19 protein-coding genes and 1 tRNA gene are annotated in these 22,714 nt (G+C 40.9%); 14 read left to right on the forward strand and 6 right to left on the reverse strand.

Features of this window, described 5'->3' with window-relative positions:
- Positions 1-136: 136 nt before the first annotated feature.
- The 7 genes from CDW55_RS03460 (at position 137) to CDW55_RS03490 (ending at position 6,259) form a co-directional block, all read left to right on the forward strand.
- Positions 137-598 carry a hypothetical protein gene (locus tag CDW55_RS03460; protein WP_088468317.1) on the forward strand — a complete coding sequence of 154 codons (462 nt, stop codon included), beginning with the start codon at positions 137-139 and terminating at the stop codon, positions 596-598.
- Positions 599-697: 99 nt separating this feature from the next.
- Positions 698-1,378 (forward strand): MotA/TolQ/ExbB proton channel family protein, encoded by a 681-nt coding sequence (locus CDW55_RS03465; protein ID WP_088468318.1) that lies wholly within the window; start codon positions 698-700, stop codon positions 1,376-1,378.
- Positions 1,378-1,776: an ExbD/TolR family protein gene (locus tag CDW55_RS03470; RefSeq protein ID WP_088468319.1), complete on the forward strand. Its 399-nt coding sequence runs from the start codon at positions 1,378-1,380 to the stop codon at positions 1,774-1,776. Before CDW55_RS03465 ends, CDW55_RS03470 begins: the two co-directional genes overlap by 1 nt.
- On the forward strand, positions 1,776-2,618 hold the full coding sequence (locus CDW55_RS03475) for a ferric siderophore ABC transporter substrate-binding protein (protein ID WP_088468320.1): 843 nt from the start codon (positions 1,776-1,778) through the stop codon (positions 2,616-2,618). The genes CDW55_RS03470 and CDW55_RS03475 overlap by 1 nt, the downstream gene beginning before the upstream one ends.
- A 177-nt stretch (positions 2,619-2,795) precedes the next feature.
- On the forward strand, positions 2,796-4,034 hold the full coding sequence (locus CDW55_RS03480) for a bifunctional folylpolyglutamate synthase/dihydrofolate synthase (protein WP_088468321.1): 1,239 nt from the start codon (positions 2,796-2,798) through the stop codon (positions 4,032-4,034).
- A gap of 33 nt (positions 4,035-4,067) precedes the next feature.
- Positions 4,068-4,142 (forward strand) — tRNA-Val (locus tag CDW55_RS03485).
- Positions 4,143-4,723: 581 nt separating this feature from the next.
- On the forward strand, positions 4,724-6,259 hold the full coding sequence (locus CDW55_RS03490; protein WP_088468322.1) for a YifB family Mg chelatase-like AAA ATPase: 1,536 nt from the start codon (positions 4,724-4,726) through the stop codon (positions 6,257-6,259).
- Positions 6,260-6,271: 12 nt separating this feature from the next.
- On the opposite strand, the gene CDW55_RS03495 is transcribed toward CDW55_RS03490, so the two are convergent.
- A complete protein-coding gene (locus CDW55_RS03495; RefSeq protein WP_088468323.1) occupies positions 6,272-7,378 on the reverse strand; it encodes a DUF3078 domain-containing protein in 1,107 nt (368 codons plus the stop codon).
- A gap of 152 nt (positions 7,379-7,530) precedes the next feature.
- On the opposite strand from CDW55_RS03495, the gene CDW55_RS03500 reads away from it, so the two are divergent.
- The 4 genes from CDW55_RS03500 (at position 7,531) to CDW55_RS03515 (ending at position 11,805) form a co-directional block, all read left to right on the forward strand.
- Positions 7,531-8,301, forward strand: coding sequence for a rhomboid family intramembrane serine protease (locus CDW55_RS03500; protein WP_088468324.1), 771 nt, complete (start codon positions 7,531-7,533; stop codon positions 8,299-8,301).
- Positions 8,302-8,329: 28 nt separating this feature from the next.
- A complete protein-coding gene (gene dprA, locus CDW55_RS03505) occupies positions 8,330-9,439 on the forward strand; it encodes a DNA-processing protein DprA (RefSeq protein WP_088468325.1) in 1,110 nt (369 codons plus the stop codon).
- A gap of 186 nt (positions 9,440-9,625) precedes the next feature.
- Entirely contained in the window at positions 9,626-10,984 is a 1,359-nt protein-coding gene (gdhA, locus tag CDW55_RS03510; RefSeq protein ID WP_088468326.1) for an NADP-specific glutamate dehydrogenase, read from the forward strand.
- A 209-nt stretch (positions 10,985-11,193) separates the two neighbouring features.
- Positions 11,194-11,805, forward strand: coding sequence for a YdeI/OmpD-associated family protein (locus CDW55_RS03515; RefSeq protein WP_179285901.1), 612 nt, complete (start codon positions 11,194-11,196; stop codon positions 11,803-11,805).
- A gap of 9 nt (positions 11,806-11,814) precedes the next feature.
- Here CDW55_RS03515 and CDW55_RS03520 read toward each other — a convergent pair whose 3' ends face one another.
- Both CDW55_RS03520 and dinB read right to left on the reverse strand, forming a co-directional pair.
- On the reverse strand, positions 11,815-14,883 hold the full coding sequence (locus tag CDW55_RS03520) for a DNA polymerase III subunit alpha (protein ID WP_088468328.1): 3,069 nt from the start codon (positions 14,881-14,883) through the stop codon (positions 11,815-11,817).
- Positions 14,883-16,061, reverse strand: coding sequence for a DNA polymerase IV (gene dinB / locus CDW55_RS03525; RefSeq protein ID WP_088468329.1), 1,179 nt, complete (start codon positions 16,059-16,061; stop codon positions 14,883-14,885). Before dinB ends, CDW55_RS03520 begins: the two co-directional genes overlap by 1 nt.
- 61 nt (positions 16,062-16,122) lie before the next feature.
- Between dinB and CDW55_RS03530 the strand changes: the two genes are divergently transcribed.
- From CDW55_RS03530 to CDW55_RS03540, 3 genes are all read left to right on the forward strand, one after another.
- Positions 16,123-16,899 carry an XRE family transcriptional regulator gene (locus CDW55_RS03530; protein WP_088468330.1) on the forward strand — a complete coding sequence of 259 codons (777 nt, stop codon included), beginning with the start codon at positions 16,123-16,125 and terminating at the stop codon, positions 16,897-16,899.
- 135 nt (positions 16,900-17,034) lie between these two features.
- Positions 17,035-17,622, forward strand: coding sequence for an energy transducer TonB (locus tag CDW55_RS03535; protein WP_228399598.1), 588 nt, complete (start codon positions 17,035-17,037; stop codon positions 17,620-17,622).
- Between the two features lie 18 nt (positions 17,623-17,640).
- Positions 17,641-18,072, forward strand: a complete 432-nt coding sequence (locus tag CDW55_RS03540) for a nucleoside deaminase (RefSeq protein WP_088468332.1) — start codon at positions 17,641-17,643, stop codon at positions 18,070-18,072.
- Between the two features lie 13 nt (positions 18,073-18,085).
- Here the strand turns inward: CDW55_RS03540 and CDW55_RS03545 are convergent, their stop codons facing one another.
- From CDW55_RS03545 to CDW55_RS03555, 3 genes are all read right to left on the reverse strand, one after another.
- A complete protein-coding gene (locus CDW55_RS03545; protein ID WP_088468333.1) occupies positions 18,086-18,844 on the reverse strand; it encodes a type III pantothenate kinase in 759 nt (252 codons plus the stop codon).
- A 19-nt stretch (positions 18,845-18,863) separates the two neighbouring features.
- Positions 18,864-20,708 (reverse strand): M1 family metallopeptidase, encoded by a 1,845-nt coding sequence (locus tag CDW55_RS03550; RefSeq protein ID WP_088468334.1) that lies wholly within the window; start codon positions 20,706-20,708, stop codon positions 18,864-18,866.
- A gap of 123 nt (positions 20,709-20,831) precedes the next feature.
- A complete protein-coding gene (locus CDW55_RS03555; RefSeq protein WP_088468335.1) occupies positions 20,832-22,517 on the reverse strand; it encodes a DUF6909 family protein in 1,686 nt (561 codons plus the stop codon).
- Positions 22,518-22,714 lie beyond the last annotated feature (197 nt).

Consider the following 22,714-nt stretch of genomic DNA (forward strand, 5'->3'; position numbering starts at 1 on the left):
TTTAAAAATTTCTATTCAAAAAACCATTTCAAAGGTAAATTCAAAAAAGAAACAAATAATTTTGCGCAATCAATCAATTTTTTATCTTTGTTGGGTTGGATCACAAACAATTAATTAACACTATTTTCTTAAAGAAATGAAAGGGATTTTAAAAATCTACCATCCTGAAGAAACCCTTAAATACCACCTCAAAAGCACTTACTGCAAAGCGGTTTACAGCAACAAACAACATTTTCTGGAAATTGAGATCATTACAGATGATTCTTTGGATCATGTAGATGATGATTCCCTGCAATATCCGTTTCCACAGATGTCTCTGAAAATTTTCGATTTTCTTATCGATGAAGACGAACTTAACGGGAAAACCTTTGTGATAAATGATACTGAAGACGAAACTTATACCGAAGTAGATCTTTTCGACGATGAGGATGCCTATCTTTACGATAACGAATTGAAGTTCGACACCGACGCAAACGGCGAACTGCAGTTGTACTGGAAGGGAAACATCGATGATTTCTATACCGGATCCGATGAACCGATCCCGTTCAAACTCAAATGTCATTTCAAGGAAGATGAAATTATCGTAGAAGAAGACTAAACTTTACCGCAGTCTTTTTTAATTTAATCTTCTATTCATCGGCTTTTTTACAATATTATTTTAAAATTGCCGTTCAACTCTATAATCAAGAATTAAAAAATGTTTTTACAAACTCCTACCCAAGTTATTAATACCACGACCGAAAAACATGTGTTCTCGCTTTGGGAAATCCTTTTCAGCGGCGGTTTGCTCGGCAACATCATTATGGTTTTAATATTCCTGCTGGGGATTCTCGCGCTTTATATATTTCTCGAAAGATATTTTTTTATTAAAAGAGCTTCAAAGGAAACTCCGAATTTCCTGGAAAACATTAAAGATTTCGTACAGGACGGTAAAATACAGACTGCGGTAGATTACTGCAGAACCATCGACTCGCCTGAAGCAAGGATGATCGAAAAGGGTCTGGCAAGAATCGGAAGACCCATTTCAGACATTTCGAATGCGATGCAGAACCAGGGTCAACTGGAGGTTTCAAAACTCGAGAAAAACCTGAACATCCTAGCTTCTGCTTCCGGAGCAGCACCAATGCTTGGGTTTTTAGGAACCGTTGTCGGGATGATCATGGCATTTTTTGAAATATCGAATGTTACCGGTGCGGTGAGCCCAAAACTTTTAGCATCGGGAATTTATACCGCGATGGCAACTACCGCAGTTGGGTTATTTGTCGGAATCCCTGCTTATTTCTTCTATAATATTCTGGTAACCAACGTTGACAGACTGGTGTTGAAAATCCAGACCCATGTGAACGAGTTTCTTGATGCCCTAAATAAACCGCTTTAATGGAACTGAAACGCAGAAACAGAGTAAATGCCGAATTCAGCATGGCGTCGATGACAGATATAATTTTTCTGTTGTTGATATTTTTCATGATCACAAGTTCCGCCATCAGCCAAAGCGCCATCGATGTGAAACTTCCGAAAGCGGATGCTACAAATCCCAGCGTTCAGGATCCTTCAACCGTAACTATTAAGGAAGATGGCAAATATTTTGTAAACGATAGGGAAATCCCGAAAGAACAGCTGGAAAATGTTTTGGTAACTGCCCTGAAAGACGTTCCCAATCCATCATTCACCATTCGGGCCGACGAAAACACCAAACACAAAGATGTGGTTTTTGTAATGGGAATTGCAGAAACGCACAAGTTTAATTTAGCGATTGCCACCACTCAGGAAAATTAATGAGTTATACCTTACAACATAAGAAAGCCGAAGAAAGAGACAGAAGGAACAGTGCAGTGATTACCTTCATCATCTCATTGTTGGTTTTTCTTGGAATATTCTTTTATAAATTTACCAAAATCACCGAAAAACCTGAGGAAATCACCACAATGCTCATTAATTTCGGCGATAACCAAAACGGTGCTGAGGCCGAAGAACCCGCAAATCAGGACGGAAGCTTAGCCGCAAATACAGAAATCGCAAACCCCGAACCTGTAAAGGAAGTGATTGCTGAAACCAAACCCGAGCCCAAACCAGCCGTTACAAAACCTGTAATAAAAGAAAAAATTCTTACCGGAAGCAACACCAAAGTCTCTGTCCCGAAAACTGAAAAAGCGACAAAACCGGCACCGGCAAAAACCTCTGCCACCAAGGCTTCGACACCCAATTCCACCACAGGAACCGGCGACGGAAAAGGTACAGCTGCCATCGGAAATCTGATTAAAGGCCGTGGAACAAAGACCGGTACACAGGGCACCAACGGAACTGCAGGAAACCAAGGCGATCCATTGGGCGGCGACGGAGAGGGCGACAGTAAAATAGGCGTTGACAGAAACCTTATCGGTTTTATTCCCGGAACCATGGGTCGTGGCGGTGCGCAACCTTCGCACAACTGCTCCGCAAGCGGCACCATCAGTATTGCCTACACCGTCGATAAAGCCGGAAATGTAATTTCTGCCCGCAGATCCGGCGGTATTTCCGATCCATGTATTTCCTCTACATCCGTGTCGTGGGTGAAAAAATATGTAAAGGCAGAAAAAGCCTCCACCTCATCTACAGGCACTTACCGCATAACTTTTTAATTTTTATTGGGCGCATATTTCCCGCTTTCACTACTCGCTTCCGCTGTCGCGGAGAGCTCAGACATGCCGTTCAATCGGGAGCGCGGGCAGATAATAGCAACGAAACCCGGCATGTTGAACACCGAAATTTAACCTCAAAATTTCCTGAATTCCAAAAACTTTAATCAAATTTGCACCATGACAAACCAAGCATATCAGGAAGCCGTTGAATGGCTTTTTGTACAGGCCCCGAATTACCAGATCGATGGGAAAAAAGCCTATAAACCGGGCCTCGGAAACATCACTAAACTCTGCGCATTCTTCGGAAACCCACAGTACAAAATAAAAACCATCCACATTGGCGGAACCAACGGCAAGGGCTCTTCCAGCAACATGCTCGCCTCAATTCTTCAGGAGTCGGGTTATAAAGTGGGAATTTACAATTCGCCCCACCTCATCGATTTCACCGAAAGAATTAAGGTAAACGGTCAAAACTGCGACAGGGAATTTGTTTATAATTTCATACAAAAGCTAAAAAACCTGCCCGCAGACATCCGCCCTTCCTTTTTCGAATTCACCACCATCATGGCTTTCGAATATTTTGCACAGCAAAATGTAGATTTCGCCATTATTGAAGTAGGTCTCGGCGGCAGATTAGATTCTACCAATATCATACGTCCTTTGGTTTCAGCCATCACCAATGTTGCGCTGGACCATCAGAATATTCTGGGAAACACAGTGGAAGAAATCGCGACAGAAAAAGCAGGAATCATCAAACAAAACACGCCCATCATCAGCGGTGACGACGATGAAAGTGTAAAATCAATCATCAGAAAAAGAGCAGAAGAGAACAGCTCGGAATGGATTGATGCCACTTTAATTGAAGCATCTTTACCTTCAGATTTAAAGGGAAATTATCAGCAGAAGAATACTAAGGTGGTGATTGCACTTGTTGAAGCACTGAGGAATTTAGGGCTGATAATTCCACAGGAAAAGGTAGAAAAAGGCTTGTTGAATGTTCAGAAAAACACTGGTTTTATCGGCCGCTGGTTCGAGTTCTCCGAAGCTCCACAGATAATTTGCGACACCGCCCATAACCAGGCAGGTTTGGAAGAGGTTTTTGCTCAGCTCAATTCCATCCCGAAGTTCAAACATATTGTTCTTGGTTTCGTAAAAGACAAAAAAATTGATGAAGTTTTAAAGATTCTTCCGGAGAATGCCACCTTCTATTTTGCCAAACCTTACCTCAACCGGGGCCTTCATCCCAGTTTTTATGAAGATGAACTGAAAAAATCGAAAATTTTTTATAAAATTTTTGATCACGTCAATGATGCATATCTTTCTGCAAAACAGAATCTTAAAAACGGGGAAATGATTTTTATCGGCGGAAGTAACTTTGTAGTGGGAGAATTTCTTGAAAAAAATTTGCAGAAATAAAAAAAGCTTGTATATTTGCAACACCAAAAACAAGGGTTCTTAGCTCAGTTGGTTCAGAGCATCTGGTTTACACCCAGAGGGTCGGGGGTTCGAATCCCTCAGGACCCACAAACTCCTCAAGAAATTGAGGAGTTTTTTTGTGCTTAGAATCTAACATTAGGTTTAATGGATTTCTTACTCCTTTCTATATTTCACTTTTTCCCTTAAATTATTCCATTTTAGGTTACCCTCCAGGTTACCCAAAAATTTCTCAGGTTACCATATCAACTACCCATTAAATCAATGAAAACCTCAACACTATTCCTTATAAGAAATATAAAATCAATGTAAAAGGTTATAAAATAATCACAAATCGCAGTATTGGAAAATTTATTAAATTTGCAGCATGCTAAAATACAGACGGTTATAGAGTTAGCTGCGACAAGAAACCATCATTTCTTATTAAATAAAACCTCCAGAACCACTTTTAATAAACATTTTAGAGAGATTGAGCCGTAGTTGCCCCGTAGTCGCGCCGTAACATCCGCTATTCTTCTTAACGTCCCCTTCATATCCTCCCCATTAATACTTCAGGTCAACAGTATATCAAAAGGAAAAGTTCTCATGCTTTTTAACGGTCCAAAAAAAACAGAAAACCGGTTGCTGACTAATCACAAAAAAAATTATTAATTTTATCTCAAAACACAGATATGTTGGTAAAAATTTACGGAAGTGCCATTTTTGGAGTCTCTGCACAAACGATTACGATCGAAGTGAATGTAGATACTTCAGGAGTGGGATATCATTTGGTGGGCCTGCCCGATAATGCAATTAAAGAAAGCAGCTACCGCATTTCTGCGGCTTTAAAGAACGTCGGTTATAAAATACCGGGCAAGAAGATTACCATCAACATGGCGCCCGCAGACCTGCGGAAAGAAGGCTCGGCATACGATCTCAGTATCGCTTTAGGCATTCTGGCCGCTTCAGAACAAATCAGAGCTGAAGACATCGGCGATTACATCATCATGGGAGAACTTTCGCTGGACGGAGGACTATTGCCAATTAAAGGCGTTTTACCCATCGCCATCAAAGCCCGTGAAGAAGGTTTCAAAGGAATTATTTTACCTAAACAGAATATCCGTGAGGCAGCTATTGTAGATCAGCTGGAGGTTTACGGGATTGAAAACATCAGGGAAGTCATCGGTTTTTTTAATGAAGGAATTCCACTGGAAAGAACAACCATCGATACCCGCAAAGAGTTTCAGGATAAAATCAACTTCTTTTCCACCGACTTTTCGGAAGTGAAAGGCCAGGAAACCGCCAAACGCGCCATGGAAGTTGCGGCGGCAGGCGGGCACAACATTATCTTAATCGGTCCGCCAGGAAGCGGAAAAACGATGCTCGCAAAAAGAGTTCCGAGTATTCTTCCGCCTTTAACCCTAAAAGAAGCCTTAGAGACCACCAAAATACATTCGGTAGCAGGAAAAATAGGAACAGAGACTTCTTTGATGACCGTTAGACCCTTCAGAAGTCCGCACCATACCATCTCTGATGTGGCTTTAGTTGGTGGCGGAAGCTATCCGCAACCGGGAGAAATTTCCCTGGCGCACAACGGCGTTTTATTTCTAGATGAAATGCCCGAATTTAAAAGAACCGTCCTCGAAGTCATGCGCCAGCCCTTGGAAGACCGCGAAGTCACCATTTCACGCGCCAAATTTACCGTAAATTATCCCGCAAGCTTTATGCTGGTAGCAAGTATGAACCCCAGCCCGAGCGGTTATTTCCCAGATGACCCCAACAACACTTCCTCACAGTTTGAAATGCAGCGGTACATGAACAAACTTTCCGGACCGTTGCTCGACAGGATTGATATTCATATTGAAGTCCAGAAAGTGGAATTCGACCAGCTTTCTGACAAGAGAAAAGGTGAAAAGAGTGATGAAATCCGGAGCCGCGTTTTAAAAGCCCGCGAGATTCAGTCCAAAAGATACCATAACTCCGAAATTCATTACAACGCCCAAATGGGTCCCAGGGAAATTGAAAAATACTGTGAACTCGATGAAACCTCACAAAATCTCATCAAAACTGCCATGGAAAAACTAAATCTTTCGGCAAGAGCCTATGACAGAATCCTGAAAGTAGCCAGAACCATAGCAGATTTAGAACTCGAAGAGACGCTCAATTCAAGTCACATCGCAGAAGCCATTCAGTACAGAAGCCTCGACCGGGAATTTTGGAATGTATAACACACACAAAATTTAATTAACAAAAGGTTTTATAAGCTTCTTGTTTTTTTCTTTGTTTTCAAAACCTAAATTATAGGAGAAACCAACTCCCAGGGTCTGTTTCATCTGAAGTTTCTGCAGCTGATCATGATCGTAAAGCAGATCCAGACTTACCACGGTGGAAATAAATTTGTTGAACCTGATGTTTAAAGTTCCGTTATAAGCGATATCTACACGTTCCGGATGAAAGACGTAATTACTGAAGAAGTTGATTTGATTGACCAGATTAATGTCTTTATAAATTTTCATTCGGTAAAGAATATTTACGAGCGCACCTAACTCCGAACGCACACTTTGCCCATCACGTTCCAAACCATATTTGCCTGCTTTCTGCAGAAAAGGATCAGTAACAAAAGTGAATTTACCGTTTACAGGCCGGAAGATCACCTGGAAATTCTCATTCGGGTTGTATGAAATACCTAAACCGGCGTTTAAATAACCGGGAGCCATAAATCTTGAAACGCGGTCGGCGAATTCCGGATCTGGCGTTACGCTGTAATTGTAACCGGGAGAAAACTGCGATAAAAACTGAAAACCGGTAGATAGATAGAAGTTTTTACCAACATCATATCCATAATTGGTCATAAGGTTAATGTAATCTTCAGTTTTTCTTGAAGATTCACCCTGAGACGTAACAAACCCGTAACCCAGCTGCAGGTTGTTATCAAGGAAATGCTTTCTGTTTTTGTAACTTAAATTATAATTAATTTTCCCAATGATGCCAATGTTGTTATTTCCACCCGAATTCCAGTTAGAAAAAGACGATTGGTTAAATACCAGATTATTCTGCCCAAAATAAAACCATCTTACCGGTTCTTTAAGTTTCAGAAGGTTATAAGGTGTAATCGGAATATCTTCCGTTATGTTTGAAATCACTACTTTATCGCGGATTACAAGGGTGTCTTTAAAACGGACATCAAAGTTGATGAGCTTAGGATTCGCCAGACTGTCCAGATCTAAAGCTACGGAATCCCATCTTTGCTGAGAAATAGAATCAATCTCTTTTAAAATATTTCTGCCATTTTGGGAATAGGCGGGCAACGCCAGCAATGTAAGAAAAACGATAATAAACTGTCTCATAGACTGCAAATTTAATGTAAACAAATAAAACCTTACAATTCCCTGCAGATGTTTTTATTACTTTTTGTCTTATATAAGTTTTTAGGATTGTAAAAGATTAGCCATATTTACTTAAAATTTATTTTGGTAAAAGTTTTGACAAAGAAATAGGTATGCTAAAAGAATCCCTGAATTACAGAGCGGTAATCTACGCAACCATAATGGTTTCAGCAATGTGGCTGGGGTTTTTCCTGCAATATCTCGGGCTGTTCGACGGTTGTAGTGGCGCCATTATTCCGCTGAATCCGGAAGGCCTGAAGGGAATTTTTTTATCCCCTTTCCTGCACGGCAATATCGAGCATATTTTTGGAAATTCAGTCCCTATTTTTGTCTTGATTTTTTTGCTGTTTCAGTTTTACCCTTTTATCGCAAAAAAAGTGTTCTTTCTTGGCTGGTTTGTATCAGCATTTTTGGTCTGGCTCCTGCCACCGATTGATATTTTTACCGGTAATTTCAATTTTGTGTGTATTATCGGTGCCAGCGGAATCGTATATGTATTGGCTTTTTTCCTTTTTTTCAGTGGCGTTTTCCGGTGGAATATGAAGCTGCTCACCGTTTCACTCATTGTGGCGTTATATTACGGAAGTTTGGTTTGGGGTGTGATGCCCGAAGAACTGTTTACGAATCTTGAAGAGCCCAGCAGAATTTCGTGGCAATCGCATCTTTCAGGGGCGGTAGTAGGGATGATCATGGCATTTGTTTTCAGAAAAACAGGTGAAAAGAACAAACGTTTTATCTGGCAGTTCCCGAATTATTACAGCGAGAAAGACGATAAACTTTGGCAGGAATACAAAGAAAATCATCCCGATGATTTTATGGAGCTTCCTTATCTTAAAAAAGAAGATCCTTGGGATCATTTAGACAAAATCCGGAAAAACGAATAATTTTTAATAATTTTGAGAAAAATAACCCATGTTTTCCGAAGAAACCCTATATTCTGTTGCACTTCGCCACTGCCCGCTCATCGGCGACATGGTCTTCAGAAAATTGGTGAGTGAAATTGGCTCTGCAAAAGAAGTTTGGAAAATTTCAAAATCTGGATTGAAAAACATCTATGGGATCGGTCGGAAAATATCTCTCGAAATTGGCAATCCGAACCATCTGAAATTTGCGGAAGAAGAACTGGATTTCTGCGAGAAAAATAATATTAAAATCAACCTCCGCCATCTCGGCGACCTACCCTATCATCTTAACGAATGTGAAGATGCTCCCGCCATCCTTTACCAAAAAGGCAGTTACGATCCCGCCCGGCAACCGCTTAGTATTGTTGGTACCCGCAATATTACACCATACGGAAAAATGTTTGTACAGGATTTTCTGGAAGAGATTAAAACCAAAAAAGTCATTACAGTAAGTGGTTTGGCTTTAGGCGTTGATACTGAAGTTCACGAAGTTTCGCTTCAGAAAAACATTCCGACTGCAGCGGTTTTAGCACATGGGTTCCACACGCTATATCCGAGCAAAAACAAAAAACTTTCCGAAAGAATTTTAGAAGAAAACGGCGTTCTTTTTACGGAATTCAATTCCAGGCAGAAACCCGACCGTGAAAATTTTATCCAAAGAAACCGGGTCATTGCTGGACTTTCTCCTGCAACAATAGTTGTAGAAACAGCTTTTGGCGGCGGCTCCATCAGTACTGCGACGTTTGCCAACAATTATAACCGCGAAGTGTATGCGCTGCCAGGCAAAATTACCGATAAATACAGCCAGGGCTGCAACCAGCTCATCTTTCAGAATAAAGCGGCGGCCATTTACACCCTTTCTGCTCTGGCAGAACAGTTGGGATTTCATAAAGAAAGTGAGAAAACGGGCGAGCTCTTTCCAAGTTCAGAAATCAGGATTCAACTGCCTGAAATTCAGCAAACCCTTTTAAAGGCCTTAGATAAAAACACCCCGCTTTCACTGGATGAGATTTCGATAAAAATGCAGATTCCATCCTATAAAATATTGCCCGATTTGCTTCAACTTGAAATTTCCGGGTACATCAAAGCACTTTCGGGAAGACAATATCTGGCGAATTAAGATATGCAGGTTTTTAAAAATTTATTAATCTTAAGTTAACATTCAATAATTGATATTATAAATGTTAAAATTGTGAATTTAACAAAAATAAACTCCAATATTATTAATATTTAATCAATTATTAAAATTTTTGTTGCAAGTTTTGAAAAAAAAATTAAATTTGTTGACAATAATAATCACCCCCTTATGGAGCACTATAACGTAGACCAGAAAATTCAGGAATTTATGGCCAGAATTGAAGCTAAAAATCCGAATGAACCGGAATTTCTTCAGGCCGTGAAAGAAGTTGCAGTTACTGTAATTCCTTTTATTTCAACTAGAAAACAGTACACCGGAAAAAAACTTTTGGAAAGAATGGCTGAGCCGGAAAGAACAATTATCTTCCGTGTTCCGTGGGTTGATGACAAAGGTGAAATTCAGGTAAACAGAGGTTTCAGAATCCAGATGAACTCTGCAATTGGTCCATACAAAGGCGGCATCCGTTTTCATCCTACCGTAAATTTATCAGTTCTGAAATTTTTGGCTTTCGAGCAGACTTTCAAAAACTCTTTAACCACATTACCAATGGGTGGTGGAAAAGGAGGTGCAGATTTCGATCCACAAGGAAAATCTGATAATGAAATCATGCGTTTCTGCCAGGCTTTCATGACGGAAATGTGCAAACATATTGGTCCTGAAACCGATGTTCCTGCAGGAGATATTGGTGTTGGTGCAAGAGAAATCGGTTATTTATTCGGTCAGTATAAAAAAATCAGAAACGAATTTACAGGGGTACTTACCGGAAAAGGTTTAGCCTACGGTGGTTCATTGATCCGCCCGGAAGCGACAGGTTACGGGGTTGTATATTTCGCAGAGCAGATGCTGAAAACCATTGGACAGGATTTCAAGGGAAAAACGGTTTGTGTTTCAGGTTTCGGAAATGTTGCATGGGGTGTTGTGAAAAAAGCTACCGAACTTGGCGGAAAAGTTGTAACTATTTCCGGTCCAGACGGTTACATCTATGATAAAGACGGCATCAGTGGCGAAAAAATCGATTATCTTTTAGAATTAAGAGCATCAGGGAACAACAGAGCCGAAGATTATGCGAAGAAATTCCCAAGTGCTGAATTCCATGCAGGGAAACGTCCATGGGAAGTTAAATGTGATGTTGCCATTCCTGCAGCAACACAAAACGAACTTCACCTGGAGGATGCGAAGAATCTTGTAGCAAACGGAGTAATTTGCGTTACCGAAGCTGCAAATATGCCTTCAACTTTAGATGCAATTAATCATTTCTTAGGAAACAAAGTTCTTTTCTCTCCGGGGAAAGCTTCCAACGCTGGTGGTGTAGCCACTTCCGGTCTGGAAATGACCCAGAACTCCATCCGTTTGAACTGGTCTTCCGAGGAAGTTGATGCAAGACTTAAGGAAATTATGATCGGCATTCACAAAGCTTGTAGAGATTACGGCAAAGAAGAAGATGGCTATGTAAACTATGTGAAAGGTGCAAATATCGCAGGTTTCGTAAAAGTTGCAGAAGCAATGCTTGCACAAGGTGTCGTATAAAAAATAAAGCCGGATTCTCTCCGGCTTTTTTCATAAAGCCTGTCCCGGGATAATGGGAAAAAAAGTAAAATGAAAGGATAAAGAGCATTGATTTTTCAGTGCTTTTTATTTTGGTGAAAACTGAAGAAATTATTTTCACCCCGAACTTTTAAAGAAGCCGCAGATTCTGTATTCCGAAAATTACTAATTTTACTTAAATCTTTATGAACATGCCAACTTCAGAACCAAGGATTGACGCCTATATTGAGAATGCCCAGCCCTTCGCAAAACCCATTCTTATTCATCTCCGCGAAATCATCCACGAAACCTGTCCGGAGGTGGAAGAAACCTGGAAGTGGAGTTTTCCGCATTTCATGTACAAGGGGAAAATCCTCTGCGCGTTCACTGCATTTAAGCAACACTGCGGCTTCGGGTTCTGGCTTGAAAAGGAAATGAAAACCATAAAAGAAATCACCGAGAACGCCGAAAGAACCGGAATGTTTACGTTAGGAAAAATTACAAGCATCGACGACCTTCCATCGAAAGTTCTGCTACAAGCAGCGATTAAAGAAGCCATGGACCTTACCGACATGGGCGTTACGCTGAAGAAAGCAGCTCCCGAAAAGAAAGAAACCGAAGTTCCGGCCTATTTTTCTGAGGCGCTTAATCAAAATTCTGGTGCTAAAAAAGTCTTCGAAAACGCATCACCTTACTTCAGGAAAGAATACATCATGTGGATCACCGATGCAAAAACCGAAACTACCAGAAACAAAAGAATGCAACAGGCGCTAGAGTGGATTTCCGAAGGAAAAGGCCGCAACTGGAAATATGAGAAACGCTGATTTTCTAATTTAACTGATTTTATGCCGCGGTAAACCGATTTCATGTTCCTGAGGATAAGGCTTCCGGAACGTCATGCTTACATCTTCTTTAATCTGGCGGTGAATATCGTACTGCTTCTCTTTGTGGTAAGCGTAACGCGGATCGGGAATCATCGGCATTTTAGCCATTTTAATGACGGTGATGGTCGGGAAATGATAGTCTACCTCAACCGTTCCCAACAGCAGATAACAGCCGCCACCCATAAAATCGTACTGCTTCAGAGAATCCGGAAAATGCGCCGTGTCGAAATAATCGCCGTTCACGTCGATCCAGGTGCCGAAAAACATATTTCCTTTTTTGGTTGGCACGTGTTTTCGGGAAATCAGATACGCCAACATTTTTACCTGTTTTTTATGATTTTTCAAAAGATCTTTCACAAAAACAGAACCTCTGTATTGGGTTTCCAGAAGGTCAAACGGTGTGTAGGAAACCGGAAATCCCAGGATTTCGATCTCATCAAAAGCATCTTCAAAAAAATCCCTTTTCAACTCCGGTAGATGATAGTCCTGAACAGGTTCTTCAAACAGCATTCTACCTCTGTTTTCGGGCTTGAAGTTAATGAGCAGCAATCTTGCTTCAATGAGAAGTTCATTTTTCTGTTTCCCGGTAAACCGGAAAGCGCCGATAAAAATTAGAATCTGTACTCCCTCAATCCCAATCGGAATGCGTCGGATAAAATCTTCCAATGATTGATAATTTCCGTTTCTCTCCCGTTCTTCAGAGATAAGCTGCGCAATTTTGGTATCGAGCGACTGAAGGTGCATAAATCCCAGAAAGATATTTTTTCCCTGCAGTGAAGTCTGAAATTCACTGGAATTAACACAGGGATTCTGAATGATTCCGCCCGACATTTTCGCTTCGTGAACATAAACTTCGGTCCTGTAAAACCCACCCTGATTATTAATGACCGAAACCATAAATTCCAGCGGATAATAAACCTTTAAATATAAACTCTGGTAACTTTCTACCGCATAAGACGCCGAGTGCGCCTTGCAGAACGAATATCCCGCAAAAGACTGAATCTGTCGGAAAGCTTCCGTAGTCATCTGTTCCGAATGTCCCTGATTTTTGCAGGATTCAAAAAAGTTGTTTTTCACTTCATTCAGCTTCTGAATGGACCGCTCTTTTCCGCTCATGGCCCGTCTTAAAATATCTCCATCGGCATGACTGAGGCCGCCAAAATACTGCGCAATTTTGATCACATCTTCCTGATAAACCATGATTCCGTAGGTTTCTTTCAGATTTTCTTCAAATACGGGATGAAAATATTCAAACTGATCGGGATTGTTGTGACGGAAAATATATTCCTTCATCATTCCGCTTTGCGCCACACCCGGCCGGATGATGGAAGAGGCAGCCACCAAAGTTCTGTAATCACTGCATTTTAAACGTCTTAAAAGTCCGCGCATTGCCGGGCTTTCTATATAAAAACATCCTATTGTTTTTCCTGTTGCCAAATACTCATTACACACCGCTTCATCTTTAGAAATAGAAGTATCCCGGATATTCACCTCAATTCCACGGTTTTTTTTAATGAGTTCCACCGTGTCGCTGATGGTTCCCAAGCCCCGCTGAGAAAGAATATCAAACTTTTCGAGCCCGATGTCTTCAGCCACATGCATATCAAACTGAACGATCGGAAATCCTTTTGGAGGCATTTCCAAGGCAGAGTAATTCGTAATAGGCTCTTCGGAAATCAGAATTCCGCAGGCATGCATACTTCTCTGGTTGGGGAATTTTTCCAGAAGTTTACCATATTTGTGAACGAGTTTTACGACTTTGTTGCCATCATGGGTTTCCATCGGTTTTGTCGCAAGATCATCAAGCTCTTCTTTGGGCAGACCAAAGGCTTTCCCCACTTCCCGGAATATCGAACGGTATTTGAATTCGACATTGGTTCCGCAAAACGCAACGTGATCTTTTCCGTATTTATTAAAAATATATTCCAGGATTGCGTCTCTGTTTTGCCAGCTCCAGTCGATATCAAAATCCGGCGGCGAGGTTCGGTTAAGATTCAGAAAACGTTCAAAATAAAGATCCAGTTCTATCGGGCAGATATCGGTGATTCCCAAACAGTAACTTACGATAGAATTGGCTCCACTTCCCCGTCCGACATGCATAAATCCCATGCTGTTGCTGTATTGAACGATATCCCAAGTGATGAGAAAGTATGCGGAAAATTTGAGGTCACCAATCACTTTAAGTTCTTTTTCAACTCTCTTGCGTGCGACCTCATCATCGGCTGCGTATCGTTTTTCTAATCCCGAATAGGCGAGACTGGTCAAAAGTTCCATATCCTCCTCTAAAGATCCTTTGAAATATTTTTTGTTTTTGTTTTCGGTGCTTCCACGTTCTTTGTAGGCAAATTCAAAACTGCATTCGGAGAGAATTTTCTTTGTATTTCTGATGATTTCGGGATACCGCTCGAATGATTTCAGTACACTTGCTTCAGAACTCAGATATTCTGATTTGCTGCAGATGTCTTCCTCAGAAAGTTTAGAAAGCAAAGTGTTATTTTCAATCGCCCTTAAAACCCGATGTAAATGATATTCTTTTTTGGTACTGAACGTTACCGGATGCAGAATTACCATTTTGTAGGTTCTGCTCATCAACTCCGGACGGATCATTAAGTTTAATTCTTCCTCGCGCAAACCGATAAATTCATGCTCCTGAAGCGTTTCCGGAATGTTATTGATTGGATAGATCACAAAAACCTGTTCAAACGGGGGCGCTTTTTCCGTGAGTTCCTCGCCATCACAATTGTGTGCGGTCAGTACGCGGTTGATTTCTCCAATCCCGCTGAACTCTTTTGCCACAGCAATGTATAACAGTTTGTTTTCTTTTCTTACTTCAACACCTGCGATGGGTTTGATGCCATAGTTTTCGCACTCTTTTTTGAATTCATAAATTCCGGTAACGGTATTAATGTCCGTTAAAACTAATTCTTTAGTTCCTGATTTGTACGCCTGCTGTACCAGTGCCTCAATGGAGAGTGTGCCGTAGCGTAAACTGTGATATGAATGACAGTTCAGGAACATTATTTATATGTTTTTGGGGCATCTGCAGTTCCGTCCGAGAAATCAAACCCTGAAGCCCGTCTCACGGCATCAGCGCCAAAGCGGTTCTTAATACGGTCCATGGTTTGGTAAAGGTTCATCAGTTCTTCGGTATCTTCAAAAAGATTCATCTGGTGACTGCCGTGTACCAAGCCGGTAAACCGTAAACCAACCAAACGCAGGCGCATTCTGCGGGTATAGATTTTATTAAACAAATCCTGAGCAATCCGCGAAAGGGTATGATCTGCTGCAGTATAAGCCACTTTGCATTGTTTGGTCTCCGTATCGAAATTGGCGTAACGGATTTTGATGACCACGATGGAAGTGAGCCATTTTTCTTTGCGCAGCTGGTAAGCGAGTTCTTCTGCCATTCCTGAAATCAGACTTCTTATGGCAAACACATCCATAGTATCATTGGAAAAAGTATGTTCTTTTGAAATTGATTTTCTTTCGGAATAAGGAATTACTGGGGTTTCATCGATTCCGTTGGCTTTTCTCCAGAGCTCGGTTCCATTTTTTCCGATCATCTGCTGAAGGGCTAATACCGGCATTTCGGAAAGGGTTTTAATGGTCCGGATGCCGATTCTTGAGAGCAAGCGAAAGGTCGCTTCGCCAACCATTGGGATTTTCCGGATGGAAAGTGGATTAAGGAATGGCTTAATCTGGGATTCATTAATTTCAAGCTTACCGGAAGGTTTGGATTCTCCGGTTCCGATTTTCGAAACGGTTTTATTCACAGAAAGTGCAAAACTGATCGGCAATCCGGTTTCCTTAGTTACCTGTGATGCAATTTCCTGAGTCCACTGGTAACAGCCGAAAAATTTATCCATTCCGGTAAGATCCAGATAAAACTCATCAATACTTGCTTTTTCCATCACGGGGACACGCTGCTGAATGATTTCGGTGACATCATGTGATAATTTCGAGAACATTTCATAATCACCTTTCACCACTTTTGCATCGGGACAAAGTTTCAGCGCCATCTGGATCGGCATCGCCGAGCGCACACCAAAATATCGGGCTTCATATGAACATGATGCCACTACACCGCGCTCGCCACCACCTATGATCAGGGGAATGCCTTTCAGATCGCTGTTCTGAAGCCTGGCGCAGGAAACGAAGAACGCATCCAAATCCATATGTGCAATTGCATGATTCATGACGCAAAATTATACACTATTTGTCCCAAAATCATTATATTTGTGGATACAATTTGTCCCAATGTCAGTTTTTTCAGATAACATCAGGTTTTTAAGAGGTAAGAAGGATTTAGCTCAACAAGGGTTCGCAGATCAGCTCGGAATCAGTCGCGATCGCTATTCGAAATATGAAAGTGGCCGCTCGGAGCCACCGTATGAAATCCTCATCAAGATATCCAAATTTTTCCACATCAGTATTGATTTGCTCCTAACGGTGGATATCCGGAAATATCCTTTGGAAGGAATGATGAAGCTGCCTGACAACCGGATTGTTTTGCCGGTAGTAGTCGATCAGCACGGCAATAATTTTATTGAAATTGTACCGCAGAAAGCTTCCATGGGCTATCTAAATGGGTACAGCGATCCGGAATATATGGAAAGTCTGCAGCGCATGAATCTTCCGTTTCTGAAACATGGAAAGTTCCGCGGATTTCTGGCTGATGGAGATTCCATGCCGCCATTTGCTGACGGATCTTATGTAATTGGCGAGTATGTAGAAAATATTGCAGACCTGAAACCCGAGAAGGAATACATTTTTGTAACCCCACAGGGAATCACTTATAAAACTTTAGTGGCGGTAAATTCCTCTTCTGTCACCGTATCTGCTGACAACCCATTTTATCCGCCGTACGAAATCGCTCTCGAGGATCTTGTGGAAATCTGGCGTTATGTGCGCGGAATTTTGCCACAGGATTACAAACCCAACCAGTCTTATGATACAGGAATAAAAAGCATGTTCTTGGAAATTAAAAAAGATATTAAAGAATTGGATGATAAAGTCTCTAATTTTAAATCATAACAGGAAAGTACTTCATATTGGGGAATCTTTCGCGAAAATTCCTCTTCAAACGTATCGGATATTTTAACTATTTTTACACTCATATTAAGCAAAAAAGTGACTCGAAAATTATTTTATCTGATTTTATTTTTCTGCATGAATCTTTCTTTCGCGCAACAAAATGATGAATTCAAAAGTGCGAAAGACTATTTCGATTATCAAAGATTTATGCTGAATAGTGAATTCAAGAAAAAATTTGATAACGAAAAAGATATCACGCAAAAAATAGCGATCAAAAAAGACTTTTCGGAGTTTATGGTAAAGCTCGACAGTATTCAGAACACCGCTTTCATAGGAACTTTAATCAAAGTAAAAAACCGCGAAGATTTAGAAAAAATTAACGTTAAAAATCTGCCGGAACTTCGTTTAAATCCGAAAAAAGAGGACCTGAATAAGGAAGCCCAGTATCCCGGAGGTTTCGAAACTTTAAGAAAACAGGTTGCTGATTTATTCTACACCGATTCGGTTCTTCCTGATCAGAAATTGTTAAAAACAAATGTTGTTTTCGTTGTAGAAAAGGACGGGAGCATTGCAAATGTGCAGGCTCAGGGCGAAAATTTCACCTTCAACCGCCAGGCTGAAATTGCAATGTACCTTCTTCCGGACAAATTTTCTCCCGCCACTATCAACGGAACTGCGGTTCGGTACCGCTTCCGACTGCCTTTATCAATGAGTTTTGATTAAATAATAACATTCAGAATTATGTTTACTGACGAATATTACATGAAAATGGCCCTGCAGGAAGCTCAAGTTGCTTTGGAAAAAGACGAGGTTCCTGTCGGCTGCGTTATTGTTTCGAATAATCGGGTTATTGCAAAAGCGCACAACCTTACCGAAACACTGAATGATGTTACGGCTCACGCAGAAATGCAGGCCATCACTTCGGCTGCTAATTTTATGGGCGGTAAATATCTGAGAAACTGCACCATGTACGTCACACTGGAGCCATGTGTAATGTGTTGCGGCGCACTGAACTGGTCGCAGATTTCCAAGGTGGTCATCGGTGCGCGCGACGAACAGCGCGGCTTTATCAATAAGCATCTTTCCCTCCATCCCAAAACAGAAATTGTGCTGGATGTGCTGGAAGCCAAATGCTCGCAGATTGTAAAAGATTTCTTTCAGAATAAAAGATAATCTCTCCGAAACTTTACAGATCCCTTCCTAAATAAAATAAACCTTTCAGCGTGTGCAGGCGGTCTGCCACATGAATCTTTTCGGTAAGCGGCTTGTAAACATGCGAAACACCGCCGGTAGCGACCACGAAACAGTCTTCTTCAACTTCTTCGTTTATACGGTCGATAAAACCTTCTACCATACCCAGAAATCCGTAAACCATACCACTCTGCATACAGGAAACGGTATCCAGTCCCAATACTTTTTTAGGTTTTATGAGTTCAATTTCAGGCAGTTGTGCGGTGTCATGAATCAGTGAATTGAGTGATGTGATAATTCCCGGCGCGATGATTACGCCTAAAGTTTCTCCTTTTTCATCAATACAGCTTGCCGTTAAAGCCGTACCAAAATCAAAAATAATTTTCTTTCCTTCGGGATAAAGATGGTGTGCGGAAACGAGGTTGGCATAAATATCTGTACCCATTTGTTTGGACTTCGGCTGAACACCAGAATGGGTATTGCGGTCTACAATCACAGGTTTTTTCCCATGAATTTTCTGAATTGCACGGGTAATATCATATGTAAGCTGCGGAACTACAGATCCAATAATGATTTTGTCGATATTCCCGGCATTGATCTTATGCGTTTGATACATCATCATAAACTGCATCTGCAGTTCGTCGCTCGTGCGGTATGGTTTTGTATTAAGAATCCAGGAAACATCGCAGTTTTCATCATCAAAAAGCCCAAACCTGATATTGGTATTCCCAATATTAATTACAATTGAAGTCATTGGAAAACAGTTTTAAATATTACTTCACCTCAACGAAATTATCTTCAGGATTCACATCAGCCATACGTTGTGAGAAATCGATTCCCACTACCGAAAGTTGGTCTTTGGTGTACGGAACGGTAATCGTGTATTCTTTCTGCGTCCAAGGCCAGTAATTAAGTGTGGTAAAATTACCGTAGATATCTTTACTCTTCCAGGTATGGGTCATATTCAGCGGAATATGATAGTTAATCACCTTTTTGTCTTTAGTCATGACCGAGAAATCTACCGGCATTGGGATTTTTCCTTGATTTTCTAAGGTAATGGTAGTGGAAGCTGTACCATACTCAATATTTTTAACGGCATAGTCGATGGTATTGGTGGTATTAATCCAATAATGGTGAAACCACTTCAGATCCATCCCCGAAATTTTCTGTGCGATATGCATGAAATCACGGTCTGTAGGATGTTTGAGTTTCCACTGGCTGTAAAATTCTTTCATAACCAGCGAAAGATTCTGTTCGCCCATGATATAGCCTAACTGTACCAAAAACAAATCACCTTTTACATAAGATGCGATGGAATAAGCCCGCCCGTCGTCGTGATGGTCTGCCAGCCAAACCGCAGGTTCCTCTTTGCCGGTTTTGGTAAAGTTTACATAAGATTTTATGGATCCCACAAACGGATTCGCAACCGGTTCTTTCGGCGGAAATAACTGGTGCATTACATAATCGTCATAATAACTGGTAAAACCTTCATCCATCCATGGTCTCACGCTTTCGTTATATGCTAAAATCTGCTGGTTATAAGAATGGCCGCCTTCATGAACCATTAATCCCACTAATCCTTCAAGCGATCTTCCTTCTCCTAAAATCATGGTACACATGCCGTATTCCATTCCGCCGTCACCGCCCTGGATGAAAGCGTACGACGGATAAACATACTGCCCAAAAGCTGCATTCATCAGCTGGAAAAATTTAGTCACATAAGGTTTTGATTCTTCCCAGAGTTTGGTTTTTTCCGATTTCTGGTACACGTAATACACTTTCGGTCCATCTAAAATCGTGAATTCCTCCACGGTATAATCTCTGTCGGCAGCCCACGCAAAATCGAGGAGGTTTTTGGCTGTCCAGCGCCAGGTTGCTTTGTTTTTATTGTCGGCTTTTATATTTGCTTTTGGATCGTAACCTTTCACTTCAAGTGGGTTTTCCAAAGTTCCGCCGGCACCAATTACATAATCTTTGTCAATTTTAATCGAAACATCAAAATCAGAAAACGGTGCATGAAATTCGCGGCCGATATAATCAAATGTTGCCCACCCATCGTAATCGTACTCAGCAATTTTTGGATACCACTGCGTCATCGTCATATCGATTCCTTCACGGTTATTTCTGCCGGCACGGCGAATCTGATGAGGAATCACCGCATCCCATTCCATCGTAAATGTTGTGGTTGAATTAGGCTTCAGCGGCGTGTTAAGTTCCACTTTCATAATCGTTTCCTGAACCTCGAACTTCAGATTTTTTCCGTTCTGCTTAATCCAGTGAATATTCTGGGCGCCCTCTTCACCTTTCGGTATTGAAGCAAGTCTTGAAATCCCGTTAATCTGCAATCTCGAGTCTCCGTTTTTTCCCTGATTCTGTACACGCTGATCCATCATTGAGCCGGGTTTAAAGGCATTCCAGTAAAGGTGAAAATAAACGACCTTCAGTTCGTCGGGTGAGTTATTGGTGTAGGTTAAAGTTTGCGCACCTTTGTAGGTGAAATTTGGCGCATCTACATCAATATCCATTTTGTATTTGGCAAATTGCTGGTAGTAGGCGTTTTGTTGTGCTGAAAGTATTCCGAAAACGAAAGTGAGAATAACAAGAAATCCTTTGTTCATCTTTAAATAAATTTTTGAAGGGGAAAGATATGAATTTTAAAAAACATGGAAACGAATTCATTACACAACCGAAATAATAAACCCTTTCAGGGATTCTGAAAGGGTATAAATCTGTTTAGAGTTTTATTTTTTATCGGCAACTTTTGCGCTGTTTAAAATTTTCTCTAAAATTCTCAGTGTAATTAAATACGTGGGTTTCACACCTGTAAGTCCAAGTCCGCCGGAAGAAAGCGTAGAACCGGTTTCCAGAGGATTATCGGAAGCATAATAAGCGTACATTACAAAAAGATCTTCGGAGATGTGATGACGGATTTTCGAGGCCACCTGAATGGCTTTCTGGTAATGCGCTCCTTCCATTTCGAGACCGATGGCTTTCCAGGACGTATCCATAAAATACTTTAAAATATCTTTATTCTGGAGCGATGTTCCTAAAACAGTAACCATTCCGCCTTCGAATGCCTGTAATTCATCGTCTTCGAAATCAGCAAGCGTCAATGCATTTTCGAACGGATAATTATCTGCGGTTCCTTCGAAAACATGTGAAGTCGGTATCATAATATCGCCTTTTCCGCCCATCAGAATTCCTGCTTTACCCATGATGGAGATGGATTTCACTTTCATGGTGTAAATTTCGCCGTTGTAGTCGTACGGACGAAGAAGTTCATCCATCACTTCGTAAGCCTGTTCACCAAAAGCATAATCGAAAACCATCACCACATCATCACCGGAAAATTTAATCCCTCCGAACGGCGTGTTTTTTAAGTTGGTTTTTGCCAAATCGATGATCTGTACATCAATATTACTTCCGCTTTGATCGTCGATGTAGATTAATCCGGCTTTTTGGGAATGGGTAAGTACTTTTTCCTGAAGCGATTTTTTGTTGGAAATTTCTTCGTAAAGTTTAAAATCGACATCTTTCGTCGACTTTTTCCCTAATGCATCATTGGCGTAAAGCATATTCTTTACCGAGTGCATATTGGCGGAGATAATGTGCAAAGGTCTCATCTGCAGATTATTTTCTGCAAGAACTTCTTTTACTTTATTGGCCCATTTTTCACCAAAGAAATGATGCCCAACCCTTTCGCGGAGGATTGCAGAGAAATGCACTTCTCGCTCTCTAATCTTTTTATTGTCATTGAAACTTTCGTTTCCAAGATGATAAATAATTTTGAAAAGTCTGTCCGGGTTGGCATCGTCGCCAAAATTATTATAAGCGTTAAGTGTTTCGTCGAAAGTTCTTCCCAACAGAGAAGAAAGATGAATCAGCGCTACCTCTTTTTCTTTACGGCTGAATTTTTTCTCACCTTTGGCCACTTCTTCGATGATTCTCCAGGCGCGTGTCGGCCTGTCGTTTTCATCAGAAACAAACGCAAGGTTCATGATTTTATCAGCTTCTATATATAAGAAGGTAAGGTGGGTAAGGATATCGTAAATTTCCGAACGACCTAGAAGCACTTCAATGTTCATCTGGTGCTGATCGATACGGTAACAGTTTCTCCGTCTTTTCTTAGGAACAATAACCTCAAAACTGCCTTTCTCGAATCCTTCATCAGAAGTTAAGTGAATGAATGAGCATTCTTCGATCCCTTCGGGAAGGCGGTCCAGAACATACAGCAATCCATCCAACTCAATTTTATTGGGAACGCCCATTGTTCCGTAAATTTCAGGGTTGATGGTCATTAACAAAGACCGGAGACTTTCGCCGGAGATCCCGGATGGTTTGAAGAAACCGCGATAGAATAAGTGTCGCATTGAAACATAAAGCCTTTCAATAGCTTCTGTAGTTTCCCGTGCACGTGAATTTACCATAGTGTATCTTTTGGCAAATATAGCACATATCTCTCAAATTTGCTGCATTTATAGGATTATGATAAGATTAACTGTTTTTTAATTAATCAATCAGAACTCATTAATTTAATCTTTTTTTAAATAACCCCTATAATTTTTACATTTTTTCTCTTAGTTTTCTATTTTTTTGTAATTTTACCCCATCAAAAACAACCTAA

It is taken from the genome of Chryseobacterium sp. VAUSW3, assembly GCF_002205795.1.
GTDB lineage: Bacteria > Bacteroidota > Bacteroidia > Flavobacteriales > Weeksellaceae > Kaistella > Kaistella yananensis.